The following is a 16,076-nucleotide window of genomic DNA, read 5'->3' as shown; positions in this document are numbered from 1 at the left end:
CGCGCGCGTCCTCAGCCGACGGTGAACCGGACCCGACGCTCGGCCACCGACGCCTCGCGCAGCGTCGCGCGCACCGGGTCGCCGAGCGGGAGGTCCGCACCCTCGACCGGAGCCCGGACCGCGGGGTCGGAGAGGACGACCTGCCCGCGCCGCGCACCCGCAGCGTCGCCGCCCTCCCGCTCGACGCGCCGCCCGCGCTCCCGGTCGTCCTCGACGTCGACGACGACGCCGTCGAACTGCTCCCCCTCGCGCCCGCTGAGCAGCGCCGCCTCGACGACGTCCACGATCGCGCGCTCGTACGAGCCCGCGCGCTGGCCCGTCCGCGCCATCGTGCGGGGCAGGCCGGGCAGCGCGTCGAGCACCCAGCGCGGCACGTCCTCGCCCGCGCACAGGGCGAGGCAGACCTCCGTGCCGTAGCGGTCCACGAGCCGGCGCAGCGGCGCCGTGACGTGGGCGTACTCCGCGCCGATCGCGGCGTGCGCGGCGTCGTCGGGCACTCCGGGCTCCTGCCCCGTCCCTCCGAACGCCTCGTACGACGCGCCGCGGAAGAGCGACGTCGCCTCGTTGAGGAAGGCCGCGTGGCGCGGCACGCGCGAGTCGAGGGTCGGCACGAGGTCGGCGTACGCCGTCTCGCGCGGCCAGTCGATGCCGAGCGCGCGCGCCGTGCGGCGCAGGCGCGCGAGGTCGCGCGGGTCGGCCTCGGGCAGCGCCCGGAAGACGCCGACCCCGCCCGCGCGCATGAGGCGCGCCGCCGCGATCCCCGTGAGCAGCGAGATCTGGGCGTTCCACCCCTCCGCCGGGAGGGTCGAGCGGAACTCGAGGCCGAACGACCCGTCGTCGCGCGTGACGATCTCCTGCTCCGGGACCTCGAGCGACACTCCCCCGCGCTCCCGCTCGCGCGCGAGCCGCAGCTCGCCCACCTCGCGGAGCAGCAGGAGCGCGGCACCCACCGCGTCCTCGGCCCCGCCCGCGTCGATCGCGGCCTGGGCCTCGTCGTAGGTGAGGCGTCGCGTCGACCGCACGACGGCGCGGCGCACCGTCGCGTCGAGGATCTCGCCGCGCGCGTCGAGCACGACGCGCCACGCCGCCGCGGGGCGCTCCTGGTCCGGCAGGAGGCTCGCCGCGCCCTCGGAGAGCACGGCGGGGTGAAGCGGGGTGCGGCCGTCGGGCGCGTAGAGCGTCGTCCCGCGCTCGTGCACCTCGGCGTCGATCGCCCCGCCCGGCGCGACGAACGCGCCGACGTCGGCGATGGCGTAGTGCACGACGAACGCCGCGCCGGCGGGATCCGCCGGGTCGTCCCCGGCGCGCTCGAGGTGGAGCGCCTGGTCGAGGTCCATCGACCCGGGCGGGTCGATCGTCACGAACGGGACGTCGCGCAGGTCGACGCGGCCGTCGCCGAGGACGGCGCCGCCGTCCCGGACGACCGCCTCCGCCTCGGCGAGCACCTCGACGGGGAACGACTCCGGGACCTCCATCTCACGGCGCAGCGCCGCGAGCGCGTCGGTCACCGTGGCGACCGGGTCCACGGGGGGCATCGGGGCGGGGGGCTCGGCGGGGCGCACCAGGCGCAGCTGACGGGCGGGCACGAGCCCGACCCTACCCACCCGCGACTTGGCCGTCTCCCGCCCGATCGCCTACGGGGCCGTCACGACCTCCGGGTCGGAGACGACGGCGCGCGCAGGAGGGCGCGCGGGCCAGGGCGTCCGACAGACCTGGCCCGCGCGGCGGGTACGCGTCACCACCGACGCGTACGGCTGGAGGCGGCACCCGCCGCCCGGATCGAGCGGGCGACGGGTGCGCCGGTCTCACATCCCGCGCGTCCCGAACCGGTCGCGCGCGGCGTCGTCGCCCGAGCCCGCCGCGGCCGCCGCGAGCTCGCGGCGCACCTCCTCACGGAGCTTCCCGTGGTTCCGGGGTTCCGGCGCCGCACCGAGGAGCAGCTTGGTGTAGTCGTGCTGCGGGTCGAGGATCACCTGGTCCGACGGCCCGCGCTCGACGACGTTCCCCCGGAACATCACGAGGATCTCGTCGCTGAAGTGCCGCGCGGTCGCGAGGTCGTGCGTGATGTAGAGGACCCCCAGGTTCTCCTCGCGCTGCAGCCGCGCAAGCAGGTTGAGCACCCCGAGCCGGATCGACACGTCGAGCATCGACACCGGCTCGTCCGCCACGAGGAACCGTGCACCCGGCGCGAGGGCCCGGGCGATCGCGACGCGCTGGCGCTGCCCGCCCGACATCTCGTGCGGCTGCTTGGCCGCGAACACCGGCGCCGGGGTGAGGTTCACGCGCTCCAGGAGCTCGTGGACCCGCGCGTCGATCGCCTGACGCCCGCGGGCGACCTTGTGCAGGCGCAGCGGCCGCTCGAGGTGGTGGGCCACCGTGTGGAACGGGTTGAGCGAGGCGAACGGGTCCTGGAACACCATCTGCACGTCGTGCCGGTAGGCGTCGAGCCCGCGTCCGCGGGTCGCGGACGGCGTGCCGTCCAGCAGGATCTCGCCCGACGTCGGCGTCTCGAGCTGGGCGATCATGCGCGCCACCGTCGACTTGCCCGAGCCGGACTCGCCGACGACCGCGATCGTCTTGCCGGGCTCCAGCGTGAACGACACGTCGTTCACCGCGCGCAGGCGCGTGCGGCGCAGCCCCTTGCGGATCGAGAAGTCCTTGACCAGGTTGCGGACCTCGAGGGTGCTCATGCGTGCGGTCCTTCCTGGTTCTCGCCGGTGCCCTCGCCCGTGCGGACGAACGAGCCACGGTCGCCCGTGAGGCTCGGGAACGAGCCCAGCAGGCGCCGCGTGTAGGGGTGCTGGGCGTCCTCGTAGATCGACTCCGCCGTGTCGATCTCGACGATCTCGCCGCGCAGCATCACCGCGATGCGGTCGCTGATCTCCAGCAGGAGCGGGAGGTCGTGCGTGATGAAGACGACGGCGAACCCGAGCTGCTCGCGCAGCCGCATGATCTCCCGCAGGATCCCGCGCTGGACCACGACGTCGAGCGCCGTCGTCGGCTCGTCCATGATCATGACCTGCGGGTTGAGCGCGAGCGCCATCGCGATCATGACGCGCTGCCGCATGCCGCCCGAGAGCTCGTGCGCGTAGCTGTCGAGACGCAGGGGGTCGACGCCCACGAGCTCGAGGAGCTCGGCGGAACGGGTCGCCCGCTCCTTGCGCGCCATCTCCGGCCGGTGGGTCTTGAGCACGTCCCCGAGCTGGTCGCGCACGCTGATGACCGGGTTGAGCGAGTTCATCGCGCCCTGGAACACCATCGAGACCTTGTCCCAGCGGAACGCGCGCAACGCGTCCCCCGAGAGCGCGACGACGTCGACGTCGTCGCCGCCCTGGTCGTGGAACGTCACCGACCCGGACGTGAGGAGGGCCGGGGGCTTGAGGAGGCGGTTGAGTCCGTAGGCGAGCGTGGTCTTGCCGCAGCCCGACTCCCCGGCGAGACCGAGGATCTCGCCACGGTGCAGCGTGAGCGACACGTCCTTCACGGCATGGACGACCGGCTCGACCTCGTAGTCGATCGAGACGTTCCGCGCGGTGAGCACCGGCTCCTTGCCGACGAGGTAGGCGGTGTGGCGCTCGCTGGTGAGCGGCTCGGCGGCCGTGGTCGTGGCGGTCATGCGCCCACCGTCTCCTTCGCGTCGTCGGTGTCGGTGTCCGTGCCGTCAGGGTCGCTGTCGGTGCCGCCGGCGGTGTCCGGTCCGGTGCCGGCGGGGTCCGCGTCCACGGCGAGGCCGGCCTTGCGGGCCTTGCGCACGCTCTTCACGGCCGCCGGCCCCAGGCGCAGGCGGGGGTTGATGATCTCGTCGAGGCTGAAGTTGATGAGCGCGAGCCCGCAGCCGAAGAGGGCGATGAGCAGGCCGGGCGGGACGAACCACCACCACATGCCGAGGCTCAGCGCGTTGTTGGCGCTCGCCTGGTTGAGGATCGTGCCCCACGTGATCGAGCCGGAGGGTCCCAGCCCGAGGAACGAGAGCCCCGCCTCCGCGAGGATCGCGAGCAGCACCGCGCCGAGGAACTGGGCCGTGAGGAGCGGCAGGAGGTTGGGGAAGATCTCCACGAGGATGATCCGCGGCGTCTTCTCCCCCGCGACGCGTGCCGCGGACACGTAGTCGCGGGCACGCAGCGACTTCGCCTGCATCCGGAGCACGATCGCCGCACCCGGCCACGCCGTCAGCCCGAGGATCACCGCGACGATGAGGAGCGAGCGCGTCTGCAGGTACGCCGAGATGACGATGATCAGCGGCAGGCCCGGGATGACGAGCATGATGTTCGTGACGAGCGAGAGGGCCTCGTCGGTGAACCGCCCGCGGTACCCCGCGACGATGCCGAACACGATCGACAGCACGAGCGCGATCGCGCCGGCGACGAGGCCGACCATGAGCGAGCCCTGCCCGCCGTACGCCACCTGGGCGAAGATGTCGTTGCCGATGTGGTTGGTGCCGAGCAGGTGCTCGGCGCTCGGCGGCAGGAACCGCGCGTTCGCCGTCGAGCGCGGGTCCTGCGTGAAGAACGGCGCGACGAACGTGAACAGCAGGATGCCGGCCACGAGGACGATCCCCGCGGTGAGCTTGCCGGACCGGCGCGGGAGCATCGCGCGCAGGCCACGGCGGGCGGGCGCGGCAGGGGCGTCCTGGTCGAGCGCCGCGGGGACGTCCCGCACGTCCGGGACGATCCCCTCGGTCGTCGTCGCCGGCGCGAGGCCGTCGGCGACGACCGTGGCCACGGGTGCCGCGTCGGCGGCGGGGGTCACGATCTCCGTGTCGCGGGTGTTGTCAGACATTGGCGCGCGCCCTCGGGTCGATGAATCCGTAGATGATGTCCATGAGGAAGTTCGCGGCGAGCACGGCGAGCGTGATGACGAGGAACGTGCCCTGCATGAGTGCGAAGTCGCTCGCCTGGACCGCGTTGAACAGGAGCTTGCCCAGGCCCGGGTAGCTGAAGACCTGCTCCATGACGACCGACCCGGCCACGACGAACCCGAGCGCGACGCCGAACCCGGCGAACGACGGGAGCGCGGCGTTGCGGGTCGCGTAGGTGATCGCCACGCGCATGCGGCGCAGGCCCTTGGCCTCGGCCGTCGTGACGTAGTCCTCGGACAGCGTGGACACCATCATGTTGCGCATCCCGAGCAGCCAGCCCCCCACCGACGAGAGCACGATCGTCAGCGCGGGCAGGAACCCGTGGTAGATCACGCTGCCGACGAACGCCCACGACCACTCCGGTCCGTTGTCGAAGCCGAAGATGTCGTAGCTGCCGATCCGCGGGAACCATCCGGTCGAGACCGAGAAGACCGAGACGAGGATGAGGGCGAGCCAGAAGTAGGGCACCGCCTGGAGCAGGGTCGACGCGGGGATGATGCTGTCCACCCACGTGCCGCGCTTCCAGCCGGCCCACGCCCCCAGCCCGACACCCAGGACGAACGAGATGATCGTCGCGAGTCCCACGAGCCCGACCGTCCAGGGGAGGGCCTGGCCGATCAGCTCGGTGACGGGCTGGGGGTAGTACGTGATGGAGATCCCGAGATCTCCCTGGAACAGGCGCCCCCAGTAGTCCACGTACTGGTCCCACAGGGAGGCGTCGCCGTCCGCGCCGAAGAGGAGGTCGATGCTGTTCTGCATCTGGGGCGTCAGCTCGCCGCCCTTGCGCAGGAACTTGTCGATGAAGATCTGCTTGGGGTCACCAGGCATGAGCTTCGGGATGAGGAAGTTCAGCGAGACCGCTGCCCAGAGGGTGATCACGTAGAACGTGATCCGTCGTGCGTAGTACCTCATGATGCGTGTCCCTCGTTCCCCGTTCCTCCTCCTCGGCGCGGCCGCATCAGCTCGCCGGCTCGAGCTTCGAGAGCACGACGCCCAGCGAGACCGTGCTCCACGACGGCGGGAAGGCGTAGAGGTCGTCCTCGGTCGGCCAGCCCGTGAAGTCCTTCGTGTCCATGAACGTCTGCGAGGCGTTCACGACCACCGGGATGTAGGGCAGGTCACGGACGATCTCCTCCTGGATGATCGCGTACTGCTCCTGCTTCGCGGCCTCGTCGTTCGTCGAGGCGGCCGCCTCGACCGCGGCGTCGACCGTGGGGTTGGTGTAGCGCACGTAGTTGAAGAGGCCGGACTCCATGACCTCGCCGACCGGACGCGTGTAGTCCGTCGTCATCCACTGGCGGTAGATGCTGAACGGGTCGTCCAGCGACGGGCCCGTGATGCCCCCGACCATGAGCTGGTAGGTGCCCGCGACGCGCGCGTCCGACATCTCCTGCTGCGTGATCTTGTTGTGGACGATCGAGATGCCGGCGGCCTTCGCCTGCTCGACGAGCAGGTCGCCGACCGCGTTGTAGTCGTTCCAGCCGTCGACCGTGATGAGGGTCATCTCGACCTTCTGGCCGTCCTTCTCGTAGATGCCGTCCGCGCCCTTGGTGTAGCCGGCGTCCTCGAGGACCTTCGACGCGGCCGCGGCGTCGGCCGACTGCGGGCTCTCCGCCTCGACGTCGGGCGAGATCCAGCGGTCGTCGCGGCCGAGCAGCGCGAACGTCGGGGACGCGGTCGCGGCGAGGCCGGCGAACGCCTTCTCGTTGATCTCGGTGCGGTCCATGGCGAGGTTGATCGCCTGGCGCACCGCGACGTCGGTCTGCGGGCCGGTGCAGCCGAGGTCGACCGACACGCAGGTGTAGATCGTCGTCGGGTCCTGCGGCGTGTTGATCATGCTGAGGCGCCCGTCCGCGGTGATGCGGTCGGGGTCGGCCACGAACATGGCCGTCCAGTCGACCTTGCCCGTCGTCATGAGGTCCTCGGCGCTCTGGTTCTGGTCGATGCCGAGGTAGCGGACCTTCTTGACCTTGGGCGCGCCGGCCCAGTAGTCCTCGTTCGCGACGACCGTGTAGGCCGCCTCGGTGACCGCGTCGGCCTTGTACGGGCCGGTGCCGACCGGGTTCTCGTTGGCGAACGTCACGAGGTCGTCGACCTCGGACCAGATGTGCTCCGGCACGACGAGCGACGTACCGAGGAGCTGGACCTCGGACGTGAACTGCGGGGAGTCGAACGTCCACTTCACGGTGTACGGGTCGACGGCCTCGACCGAGACGACGAAGTCGCGCTTGGCGGCCTCGTTGGTGTGCGAGAACACGACGTCGTCGGCGTCGAAGTCCTCGCCGTCGGTCCACTTGACGCCCTCGCGGAGCTTCACCGTGAGCTCGGTGCCGTCCTCGGACCACTCGAAAGACTCGCCGAGACGGGGCTCGGGGTCGCTGGCCTGCGCCTTGTTGTAGTAGAAGAGCGGCTCGTAGATCGCGCCGTTGGCCGCGTGCAGCGGGTTCGGCGAGTACGGGTTGAAGTTCGCGACGATCGGCGTCTGCGTACCGGCCCACACGTTGAGCGTGCGCCCACCGTCGGCGGTCTCGTCGCCGTCGCCGTTCCCGGAGCCGGAGCAGCCCGTCGCCATCAGGGTCACGCCGGTCACGAGCGCAACCGCCGTGAGCAGACGCTTGCGCGCCGTGCTTCGAATCATCATCGGTCCTTTCGCGTGGACGACGCGTCGTCGCGTCGTTCGTCGTGGCGCCCGGAGGCGTGTGGCAGGAACACTAACTAATCGATCCCGGGTCGCCCGCTAATACGACAGGAAAGTTACCTAACTGAGACATGAGCCGTCGACGCGCACCTGAGACGACGACGGCCGACCCCCGCGTGGGCAGGGCCGGCCGTCGAGACGCCGTACCGTGGACGGCTTGCGCGCGCCGGAGCGCGGGGGCGAGCCGGGCCGTCAGCGCGTGGCGTCGAGCGCCGCGCGCGCGGCCGCGGCGACCTCCGGGTCCGTGACCTCGTAGCCGGCGTCCCCGCCGCCCCCGGGCCCGGCGTCGTCCGCGACGACCCGCTTCGCGGAGAGGTGCACGGCGTCCACGCCGGCGGCCACGAGCGCGCCGACGTCCTGGGGCCGCACGCCCCCACCCGCCATGACCTCGACGCGGCCGCCCAGGGGTCCGCGGGCGTGCACCGACATGGCGCGCAGGCGGTCGACGCCGTCGATGCTGCGAGAGGCGCCGCCCGACGTGAGCACGCGCCGCACGCCGACGCCCGCGAGCGCGTCGAGCGCTGCGAGCGGGTCGGCCACGACGTCGACCGCGCGGTGGAACGTCACCTCGCGGCCGTCGGCGGCCTCGACGAGGGTGCGCACGGCGGCGACGTCCACGACGCCGTCCGGGGTCAGGGCGCCCACCACGACGCCCGCCGCACCCGCCGCGACCGCGGCCCGGACGTCGCGGACCTGCACGTCGAGGTCGGCTGCCGAGAGGACGAACCCTCCCGGGCGCGGACGCACGAGGACGTGCACCTCCACGGGTGCACGTCCTGCGGCGTCGGCGGCCGCCACGACGGCCGCCTCGACGAGGCCGGCGCTCGGCGTGAGCCCGCCGGTCGCGCCCAGTCCGACGCACAGCTCGACCCGCCGAGCGCCCACGGACGCGGCAACCCGCACGCCCTCGGGATCCTGCACCGCGAGCTCGAGCACGACGTCACGGCTCGCGCGCACGGCGGGGCCCTCGGGGTCGGTGGTCGTCACTGCGTTCTCCCGTCGTCCGGTCCGACGGCCGTCGCGTCGCGCGGCGTGCGCGACGGCGGCCGTCGGCCAGGGTAGACGACGGTCAGATGACGCCGAGCGCGAGGATCGCGTCGGCGACCTTGGTGAAGCCCGCGATGTTGGCGCCGAGCACGTAGTTGCCGGGCGCGCCGTGCTCGTCGGCCGTCTCGACGCACCGGTCGTGGATGCCCGCCATGATCTGCGCGAGCCGCTCCTCCGTGTACTCGAACGACCACGCGTCGCGCGACGCGTTCTGCTGCATCTCGAGCGCCGAGGTCGCGACGCCGCCCGCGTTCGCGGCCTTGCCGGGCGCGAACAGCACGCCCGCCTCCTGGAGGAGCGCGACGGCGGAGGGCGTCGTCGGCATGTTGGCGCCCTCGGCGACCGCGACGACGCCGTTCGCGACGAGCTGCTTGGCCGCACCCTCGTCGAGCTCGTTCTGCGTCGCGCACGGCAGCGCGACGTCGCACGGCACGTCCCAGATGGACCCGTCGGTGACGACGCGCGCCCCGGGTCGACGAGCCGCGTAGTCGGCGACGCGGCCGCGCTCGACCTCCTTGATCTGGCGCAGCAGGTCGAGGTCGACACCCGCCTCGTCGACGACGTAGCCGGAGGAGTCGGAGAAGGCGACGACGTTCGCGCCGAGCTGCTGCGCCTTGGCGGTCGCGTAGATCGCGACGTTGCCCGAGCCCGAGACCACGACGCGCCGGCCGTCGAGGTCCTGCCCGCGCGTCTCCAGCATGCTCTGCGCGAAGAGCACGGTGCCGTAGCCCGTCGCCTCGGTGCGCACGAGCGAACCGCCCCAGGAGATGCCCTTGCCCGTGAGGACGCCGGACTCGTAGCGGTTGGTGATGCGCTTGTACTGCCCGAACAGGTACCCGATCTCACGACCGCCCACGCCGATGTCGCCGGCCGGGACGTCGGTGTTCTCGCCGATGTGCCGGTAGAGCTCGGTCATGAACGACTGGCAGAACCGCATGACCTCGCCGTCGGAGCGGCCGCGGGGGTCGAAGTCCGACCCGCCCTTGCCGCCGCCGATCGGCATGCCCGTGAGCGAGTTCTTGAAGATCTGCTCGAAGCCGAGGAACTTCACGATCCCGAGGTAGACCGACGGGTGGAACCGCAGGCCGCCCTTGTACGGGCCGAGCGCGGAGTTGAACTCGACGCGGAAGCCGCGGTTGATCTGCACGCGGCCCGTGTCGTCCACCCACGGGACCCGGAAGATGATCTGGCGCTCGGGCTCGCAGACACGCTCGAGGACGGCCGCCTCGACGTAGCGCGGGTGCTTGCGCAGCACGGGGCCGAGCGAGTCGAAGACCTCGCGCACGGCCTGGTGGAACTCGGCCTCGCCGGGGTTGCGACGCAGGACCTCGTCGTAGACGGACTGCAGTCGGCTGTCCATGGGCTCTCCTCGTCTGGGCGGACGGAAACTCCTGCTGACGGTACGCCTGTGCCAGAAGTTCCCGTACCGCCGTCTCACTCCCTGCGCATCTCGTCGGGCCTCGCACGGGCCTCGCACCGGCCTCGCACCCGTCGTGCCCGGGCTCCGGCACGGCTCCCCGGGCACGTCGTGGGCCCGTCGTGGGCACGGCCGCAGGTACCCCCGGACGACACAACCGTCCACCCACTGAGAAACCCGACTACTTCGGTGCGGTTTTCGCGGGGCCGTTGCTATACCCGTCCCCAGGTCACGAGCACCAGCGCCAAGCCCCGGCTCGCTGGTCGGCAACCCCCTGTCACGGCGGGGTGCTCCGGGAGATGACCAGGCCGCGCGCGACCGGCCCCGCACCCGCGGGACGGCCGCGCGGCAAGCGTGATCGACGACTACTGCGAGGTACACATGACCCACCGCTCCCCCTCCTCGACGGTCCTCGCCGTCTCCGGCAACCCGCGCCCCGGCTCACGGACGCTGGACGCGGCCGAGACCGTGGCGCACCGTGTCGCGAGCCTCCTCGGCACGACCGACGTCGCGACGATCGACCTCGCGGCCTTCGCCGCCGAGATCCTCGGTCCCGAGCGCCCCGCGGCGGACGCCGCGCGCGACCGGCTGGCCACGGCGACCGTCGCCGTCGTGGCGACGCCGGTCTACAAGGCGTCGTACACCGGGCTCCTCAAGGCGTTCCTCGACCTCTACGGCCCGGACGGGCTCGCGGGCGTCGTCGTCGTGCCGCTCGTCGTGTCGGGCAACCCCGCCCACGCGCTCGTCGGCGAGGTGCACCTGCGGCCCGTGCTCGTCGAGCTCGGCGCCGTCGTCCCGACCCGCTCCCTCACGGTCACCGAGCCACAGCTCGCGGACCTGGGCCCGGTCGTGGACGCGTGGCTCGCCCGCGAGGGCGACACCCTCCGTCGCGCCGCGACGCCCCTCCCCGCGGACGGCCCGGCGCCCGCCGACCACGCCGTCGCCGACGCGTTCGCGGGGGTGGCCCGATGACCGCCGAGCTCACCCACCTGGAGGCCCTCCTGGCGGAGCAGGACGAGCCGCAGCTCTCCCCCGACGAGTACAAGGCCGTGTTCCGCGGCCACCCCGCGGGGGTCGCCGTGATCGCGCTCGAGCACGACGGCCGCCTCGTCGGGTTCACCGCGACGTCGGTCATCTCCGTCTCGGCCGCACCGCCGCTGCTCGCGTTCTCGCTCGCGTCGACGTCGTCGTCGTGGCCCGCCGTGTCGGCGGCACGGACGCTCGCGGTGAGCTTCCTCGCCGACCACCAGGACGACGTCTCGGCGCGCTTCGCCACGAGCGGCATCGACCGGTTCGCCGACGGCGGCTGGTCCCGCCTCGGCACCGGGGAACCCGTCATCGACGGGGCCCTCTCGTGGGTCCGGGGCCGCGTGGTACAGCGCACGCCGGTGGGCGACTCCTACCTCGTCTCGCTGCGAGCGCTCGCGTCGAGCGTCGGCACGGGTGCGGGCCCCCGGCGCGACGAGGTGGCCGGCACCCCGTCGCCGCTCGTCTACCACGACCGCACGTACCACCGGATCGGGGACCACTCGGCGCTCTGAGAGCGAACCCAGCAGCCCCACGGGGCGAGGGGCCCGACGGCGGTACGACCGCCGTCGGGCCCCTCGCCCGTCCCGTGCCGCCCCTCACGGGCGGACCGGTCACCAGCTCCAGCCGCGCGCGCTCAGCTCGAGCTCCTCGCGGAACCGCTCGTCGTCGCCCGTGCGGAAGCCGGCCCGCAGCGGAGCGTCCTCGACCGAGAGACCCGTGAGCCGGCACGCCTCCCGGAGCAAGGCGTCGTAGGCGCCCTGGACCGCGAGGTAGTGGTGGGCACGGGCGTAGACGTCCGGGTCCGCCTCGATGCGCCGCATCTCCGCCGCGAGCTCGCTCAGCCGCACCTGGAGCGCGAGCGTGGCGAGCGGGTCGGGGGGCGTCGGGCGGCGGCGCAGCAGGTGCGGTCGGCCGGTCGTCCGGTGGCTCGGGGGTCGGCCGGCGCGGCGCAGCACCCACCACACGGCGGCGACCGTGCACGCCGTCGCGCACCAGACCATCAGCAGCCACGACATCGGAGCCGACCTCTGCGCGAGAGACCACGAGACACCTCCAGTCTAGGTCCGCACGCCGCCGCGAGCCATGGGTCGCGCGCACCATCCCCTGGACGACCGCGCCGCCGTACGATGCCGACGACGGCGCGCGACGACGCGGGTCAGGGCGACGGGGGGGCGACCGATGGCGACAGCACGACGGCTGCGGAGGACCGCGTTCCGCGGCCAGCTCTGGGCAGCGCTCGTGCTCCCGCTGTGCTTCGTGGCCGGGGCCGTCGCCGCGGGCGGCGGACTGCTCCTGGCAGGGTTCGTGGTCGCGGCGATCCCGGTCGCCGGCCTGCTCGCGCTCGCTCCCCTGCTAGGGACGTGGGTCGGGCGCATGCGATCCGCCGACGACGTCCCGCTCCCCTACGCCGTCGTGACCGTCGCGCTGTGGATCGTGGCGATCCCCGTCGGGTTCCTCCTGACGTACACCCAGCCGATACCGGTGGCCGTCCCGGTCCCGCGCGGCTATCACGCCGCCGAGGTCGCGAGCGCCGTCGTCGTGCCCGCGGTCCTCGTGCTCTGGGTCGCGCAGCTGACCCTGGCGCTCACCGGCGTGCGAGCACGCCGGAGGGCCGCGGCGCCGACTCCTGCGCGGGCGTGACCCGCGGTCCTGGGCCCTGGCGTCGCCCTCAGACCCTCGTCGCCGCACGGTACGCGACGGACAACCGCCCGACGGCGGCGCGCAGCTCGGCGTCGGTGCGGTCCCCGTAGGCCAGGCGCAGGCGCCGGGCCGAGTCGGTCCCCGGGCCCGTCGCGAAGAACTCGCCCTGCTGGTAGTCGACCCCTTCAGCCGTCGCGTGCCGGTGCAGCTCGTGCGTGTCCACGGAGTCGTCGACCAGGCGTGGCCACAGGAAGAACCCTCCCTCCGGCGCGGTGATCTCGAACGCGCCGGGGAGCTGGTTCTCGAGCTCGTCGACGAGCACTCGGGCCCGGTGCTCGTAGAGCGCGTTCGCCCGGGCGAGGGTGTCGTCGAACCAGCCGGCGCGGGAGAGGAGGAGGTGCTCGACGAGCGTCTGGACGAACGTCGACGAATGGGAGTCCTGCCTGTTGCGCAACCGGACGACCGGCGTGACGAGCGACTCCGGGAGGACGAGCCACCCGAGCCGCAGGCCCGGGCCCAGCGTCTTGGTGAACGTGTTGACGTGCACCACGTGCTCCGAGTCGAAGAAGGTGCGGCGGCCCTGGTCCACCCCGGCGAAGCGCAGCTCGCGGTAGGGGTCGTCCGCGATGACCACGAAGCCGTACCGCTCCGCGAGCGCCACGAGGGCAGCTCGCTTGTCCGCGGAGAGGGTGCCCTGGGTCGGGTTGTGGAAGTCGGGAACCGTGTACACGGCCGCGACGCGTTCACCCTCGGCGAGACGCCGCGCGAGATGCGCGACGTCGAGCCCGTCCGCCTCGACCGGGACGGGGAGCGTCCGGGCGTCCACGAGCTCGAGCACCCGGAGGAAGATCGGGAAGACGGGGTTGTCGACGGCAACCGTCGCGCCCCGCTCGACCAGCGCCTGCACGGTGAGCGACAGGCCGTGCAGCCCGCCGCTCGTGATGACGACCCGCGACGCGTCGACGCCCTCGCGCTCCGCGATCCATTCCCGGAGCCCGGCGAGACCCTGGGTCCCGGAGTACTGCAGCGAGGCGACGCCGCCGCCCGCGTCCCACACCTCGCCGAGCGCGTCGCGCAGCTCGTCGACCGGCAGCGCGCCGGGATCGGGGATTCCTCCCAGGAGACGGATCGAGTCCGGCCGCGGCGAGAGCAGGCTCTGGTCCCCGAAGCCCCGGGGTGCCGTCAGCGCGGCGGCGAGCGTGGACAGGGTGAGCGGCTCGGCCGGACCGGTCCCGGCCGCGCGACCGCGCACGAGCTCGGTGGCGGTCATCGCAGCCCCTCCGCCTCGACGAGGGTGAAGGCGTTCTCGAAGTGCGCCCGCGCGAGCTCCGGGCGAAGGGTCCACCGCTCGACCACCTCCGGTGGGAGCACGCCCTTGTCAGGCACCCCCACGAGGGCGAGGTTCGCCGCGGCCGCGCGCTCCGCGGCGAGGAGGTAGAACGCCGCCTCGCCGACGGAGCGACCGAGCGTGACGAAGCCGTGCCCGCGCTGCAGGATCACCCGGGCACCTGCCCGCGCGTGCTCGACGGCCGACGGCGAGGTGGCCCCGTCCCAGATCGACGTCGTCAGGCCCTGGAGGCCCGCGACGAGCGCCGCGTCGGTGGTCACCGGCTCGAGCGGCCGTCCGAGAGACGACCACGCGAAACCGCTCGGCGTGTGCAGGTGGACGACGACCGCGGCGTCGTCGATCTCGCGGTGCAGCCGGAGGTTCCCCGCGAAGCCGTTGATGGCGGCCGAGACCCGGGGGTCCACGACCTGCCCGTCCTCGTCCACGAGGACGAGGTCGCGAGGCGTGACCGACGAGATGGAGAGACCGAACGGATTGACCCAGTAGTGGCCCGGCGCCTCGGGCGCGCGTGCGGACACGTGTCCGTTGAAGCCGAACTCGTAGCCGGCACGCCCGAAGATGCGCAGAGCCGCAGCCAGCTCCCAGCGCACGTCGCGCGCCGGCGGCTCGGGGACGTCCGGCAGGGGGTCGAGGCTTCCCGTCGTGCGTGCCGAGGGCTCCGCGCCGACCTGCGGTGAGGTGCTCGTGGTGATGCTCATGCCGTCTCCTCGTCGATGGGCGCGAGACCGAGGTTCTCGCGCAGCGTCTCGTGCTCGTACTCGGTGTGGAAGAGTCCGCGGCGCTGCAGCTCCGGGACGAGGCCCTCCGTCACGGCGTCCAGACCGCCGGGATACTCGAGGAAGAAGGGCAGGATGTTGAAGCCGTCCGCCGCACCGCTCTCGTAGCGCTCCTGGAGCGCGTCCGCGACACGCTCGACCGATCCCACCGGGAACCAGTGCCCCGCGGCGCTCGCGTGATACAGCACCAGGTCGCGGAGCGTCGTGAGCTCCCCGGTAGCCAGCAGCCTCCGCAGGACGCCGTAGCGCGAGCGTCGGCCCTCGACGGCCTCTTCCTCGGGCAGCTCCGAGACCAGGACCGGCTGGTCCCACTCGTACCCCGAGAGATCGATGCCGCCGAACTGCTTCGACAAGGACTCACGGGCCCGCACGAGGTCGAGGTGCTCGTGCGACTCCTCCCAGATGCGTCGCGCCTCCGCGTCGGAGGACCCGATGACGGGGGCGACGCCCGGGAGGATCTTGATGCTCCCGGGGTGCCGCCCCGCGTCGGCGGCGCGCTTGCGCACGTCGTCGTACAGCTCCTGCGACTCCGCGAGGTCGACGAGCCCGGTCGTGAAGATCAGGTCTGCGTGCCGCGCGCCGAAGGCCTTGCCGGCCTCGGACGAGCCCGCCTGCGCGAGGATCGGACGCCCCTGCGGCGTGCGCGGCACGTTGAGGGGACCACGGACCGAGAAGTGCTCGGACGTCCAGTCGATCTGCCGGACCTTCGCGGGGTCGACGAAGAGGTTGCGTTCGAGGTCTCGCACGATCGCGCCCGGCTCCCAGGAGGACCACAGCTCCTCGACGACCCGCGTGAACTCCTCGGCGATCGCGTAGCGCTCGTCGTGCGGCGGCAGCTCGATGCCGAAGTTCTCCCCGCCCCACGCGGACGTCACGATGTTCCACCCTGCGCGACCACGGGAGATGTGGTCGAGCGAGGCGATCTGCCGCGCCACGTTGTACGGCGCGGAGAACGACGTCGACACCGAGCCGACCAGCCCGATCCGCTCCGTCCGGGCGGCCAGCGCGCTGAGCAACGTCACGGGCTCGAGCCCGGGCTGCGGGTCGGCGACGTCGGTCGCGACGCCGTCCGCCAGGAAGATCGTGTGGAGCTTCGCCGCCTCGGCCTGCTGCGTGAGGTCGGAGTACAGGGCGAGGTCGACGACCTCGTCCGCTCTGCTCCACGGTTTGCGCCACGCGCGGGCTGCGCCGCCGAGCAGGAGCCCGAGCAGGAGCCCTCCGCCTCGGCTCCCCGTCGTCCGTCCGGTCGTCATGTGTCTCTC

General features: G+C 72.7%; 15 protein-coding genes and 1 riboswitch. Of the genes, 3 read left to right on the top strand and 12 right to left on the bottom strand.

Features of this window, described 5'->3' with window-relative positions:
- Nucleotides 1-11: 11 nt before the first annotated feature.
- The 8 genes from NHH00_RS19665 to gdhA all read right to left on the bottom strand — a co-directional run bounded on the left by NHH00_RS19665 (nucleotide 12) and on the right by gdhA (nucleotide 9,963).
- Nucleotides 12-1,586, bottom strand: coding sequence for an RNB domain-containing ribonuclease (locus tag NHH00_RS19665; RefSeq protein ID WP_308202351.1), 1,575 nt, complete (start codon nucleotides 1,584-1,586; stop codon nucleotides 12-14).
- Nucleotides 1,587-1,805: 219 nt separating this feature from the next.
- Complete coding sequence (locus tag NHH00_RS19660) at nucleotides 1,806-2,690, bottom strand: ABC transporter ATP-binding protein (protein ID WP_253055221.1); 885 nt, start codon at nucleotides 2,688-2,690, stop codon at nucleotides 1,806-1,808.
- Complete coding sequence (locus NHH00_RS19655; RefSeq protein ID WP_253055220.1) at nucleotides 2,687-3,616, bottom strand: ABC transporter ATP-binding protein; 930 nt, start codon at nucleotides 3,614-3,616, stop codon at nucleotides 2,687-2,689. The genes NHH00_RS19660 and NHH00_RS19655 overlap by 4 nt, the downstream gene beginning before the upstream one ends.
- On the bottom strand, nucleotides 3,613-4,779 hold the full coding sequence (locus NHH00_RS19650) for an ABC transporter permease (RefSeq protein ID WP_253055219.1): 1,167 nt from the start codon (nucleotides 4,777-4,779) through the stop codon (nucleotides 3,613-3,615). The genes NHH00_RS19655 and NHH00_RS19650 overlap by 4 nt, the downstream gene beginning before the upstream one ends.
- Entirely contained in the window at nucleotides 4,772-5,770 is a 999-nt protein-coding gene (locus NHH00_RS19645; protein ID WP_047231353.1) for an ABC transporter permease, read from the bottom strand. The genes NHH00_RS19650 and NHH00_RS19645 overlap by 8 nt, the downstream gene beginning before the upstream one ends.
- Before the next feature lie 46 nt (nucleotides 5,771-5,816).
- Nucleotides 5,817-7,496 carry an ABC transporter substrate-binding protein gene (locus NHH00_RS19640; RefSeq protein ID WP_253055218.1) on the bottom strand — a complete coding sequence of 560 codons (1,680 nt, stop codon included), beginning with the start codon at nucleotides 7,494-7,496 and terminating at the stop codon, nucleotides 5,817-5,819.
- Between the two features lie 252 nt (nucleotides 7,497-7,748).
- A complete protein-coding gene (locus NHH00_RS19635) occupies nucleotides 7,749-8,543 on the bottom strand; it encodes a copper homeostasis protein CutC (protein ID WP_253055217.1) in 795 nt (264 codons plus the stop codon).
- A gap of 82 nt (nucleotides 8,544-8,625) precedes the next feature.
- Nucleotides 8,626-9,963 carry an NADP-specific glutamate dehydrogenase gene (gdhA, locus tag NHH00_RS19630; protein WP_253055216.1) on the bottom strand — a complete coding sequence of 446 codons (1,338 nt, stop codon included), beginning with the start codon at nucleotides 9,961-9,963 and terminating at the stop codon, nucleotides 8,626-8,628.
- A gap of 284 nt (nucleotides 9,964-10,247) precedes the next feature.
- A riboswitch (SAM riboswitch) is annotated at nucleotides 10,248-10,381 on the top strand.
- A 20-nt stretch (nucleotides 10,382-10,401) separates the two neighbouring features.
- On the opposite strand from gdhA, the gene NHH00_RS19625 reads away from it, so the two are divergent.
- Nucleotides 10,402-10,992, top strand: a complete 591-nt coding sequence (locus NHH00_RS19625) for an NADPH-dependent FMN reductase (RefSeq protein WP_253055215.1) — start codon at nucleotides 10,402-10,404, stop codon at nucleotides 10,990-10,992.
- On the top strand, nucleotides 10,989-11,561 hold the full coding sequence (locus NHH00_RS19620) for a flavin reductase family protein (RefSeq protein WP_253055214.1): 573 nt from the start codon (nucleotides 10,989-10,991) through the stop codon (nucleotides 11,559-11,561). The genes NHH00_RS19625 and NHH00_RS19620 overlap by 4 nt, the downstream gene beginning before the upstream one ends.
- 99 nt (nucleotides 11,562-11,660) lie before the next feature.
- Here the strand turns inward: NHH00_RS19620 and NHH00_RS19615 are convergent, their stop codons facing one another.
- Entirely contained in the window at nucleotides 11,661-12,065 is a 405-nt protein-coding gene (locus NHH00_RS19615; protein WP_253055213.1) for a hypothetical protein, read from the bottom strand.
- A 163-nt stretch (nucleotides 12,066-12,228) separates the two neighbouring features.
- Between NHH00_RS19615 and NHH00_RS19610 the strand changes: the two genes are divergently transcribed.
- Nucleotides 12,229-12,690: a hypothetical protein gene (locus NHH00_RS19610; RefSeq protein ID WP_253055212.1), complete on the top strand. Its 462-nt coding sequence runs from the start codon at nucleotides 12,229-12,231 to the stop codon at nucleotides 12,688-12,690.
- 28 nt (nucleotides 12,691-12,718) lie between these two features.
- On the opposite strand, the gene NHH00_RS19605 is transcribed toward NHH00_RS19610, so the two are convergent.
- The 3 genes from NHH00_RS19605 to NHH00_RS19595 are packed head-to-tail and all read right to left on the bottom strand — an operon-like array spanning nucleotide 12,719 to nucleotide 16,067.
- A complete protein-coding gene (locus NHH00_RS19605; RefSeq protein ID WP_253055211.1) occupies nucleotides 12,719-13,960 on the bottom strand; it encodes an aminotransferase-like domain-containing protein in 1,242 nt (413 codons plus the stop codon).
- A complete protein-coding gene (locus NHH00_RS19600; RefSeq protein WP_253055210.1) occupies nucleotides 13,957-14,736 on the bottom strand; it encodes a class II aldolase/adducin family protein in 780 nt (259 codons plus the stop codon). Before NHH00_RS19600 ends, NHH00_RS19605 begins: the two co-directional genes overlap by 4 nt.
- Nucleotides 14,733-16,067 carry an NtaA/DmoA family FMN-dependent monooxygenase gene (locus NHH00_RS19595; RefSeq protein WP_253055209.1) on the bottom strand — a complete coding sequence of 445 codons (1,335 nt, stop codon included), beginning with the start codon at nucleotides 16,065-16,067 and terminating at the stop codon, nucleotides 14,733-14,735. The genes NHH00_RS19600 and NHH00_RS19595 overlap by 4 nt, the downstream gene beginning before the upstream one ends.
- Between the last annotated feature and the right edge of the window lie 9 nt (nucleotides 16,068-16,076).

The sequence above is a fragment of the Cellulosimicrobium cellulans genome (assembly GCF_024124905.1).
Taxonomy (GTDB): Bacteria; Actinomycetota; Actinomycetes; order Actinomycetales; family Cellulomonadaceae; genus Cellulosimicrobium; species Cellulosimicrobium cellulans_G.
The sequence above is the reverse complement of the archived record's forward strand: the minus strand, read 5'-3'. Positions and strand labels throughout refer to the sequence as shown.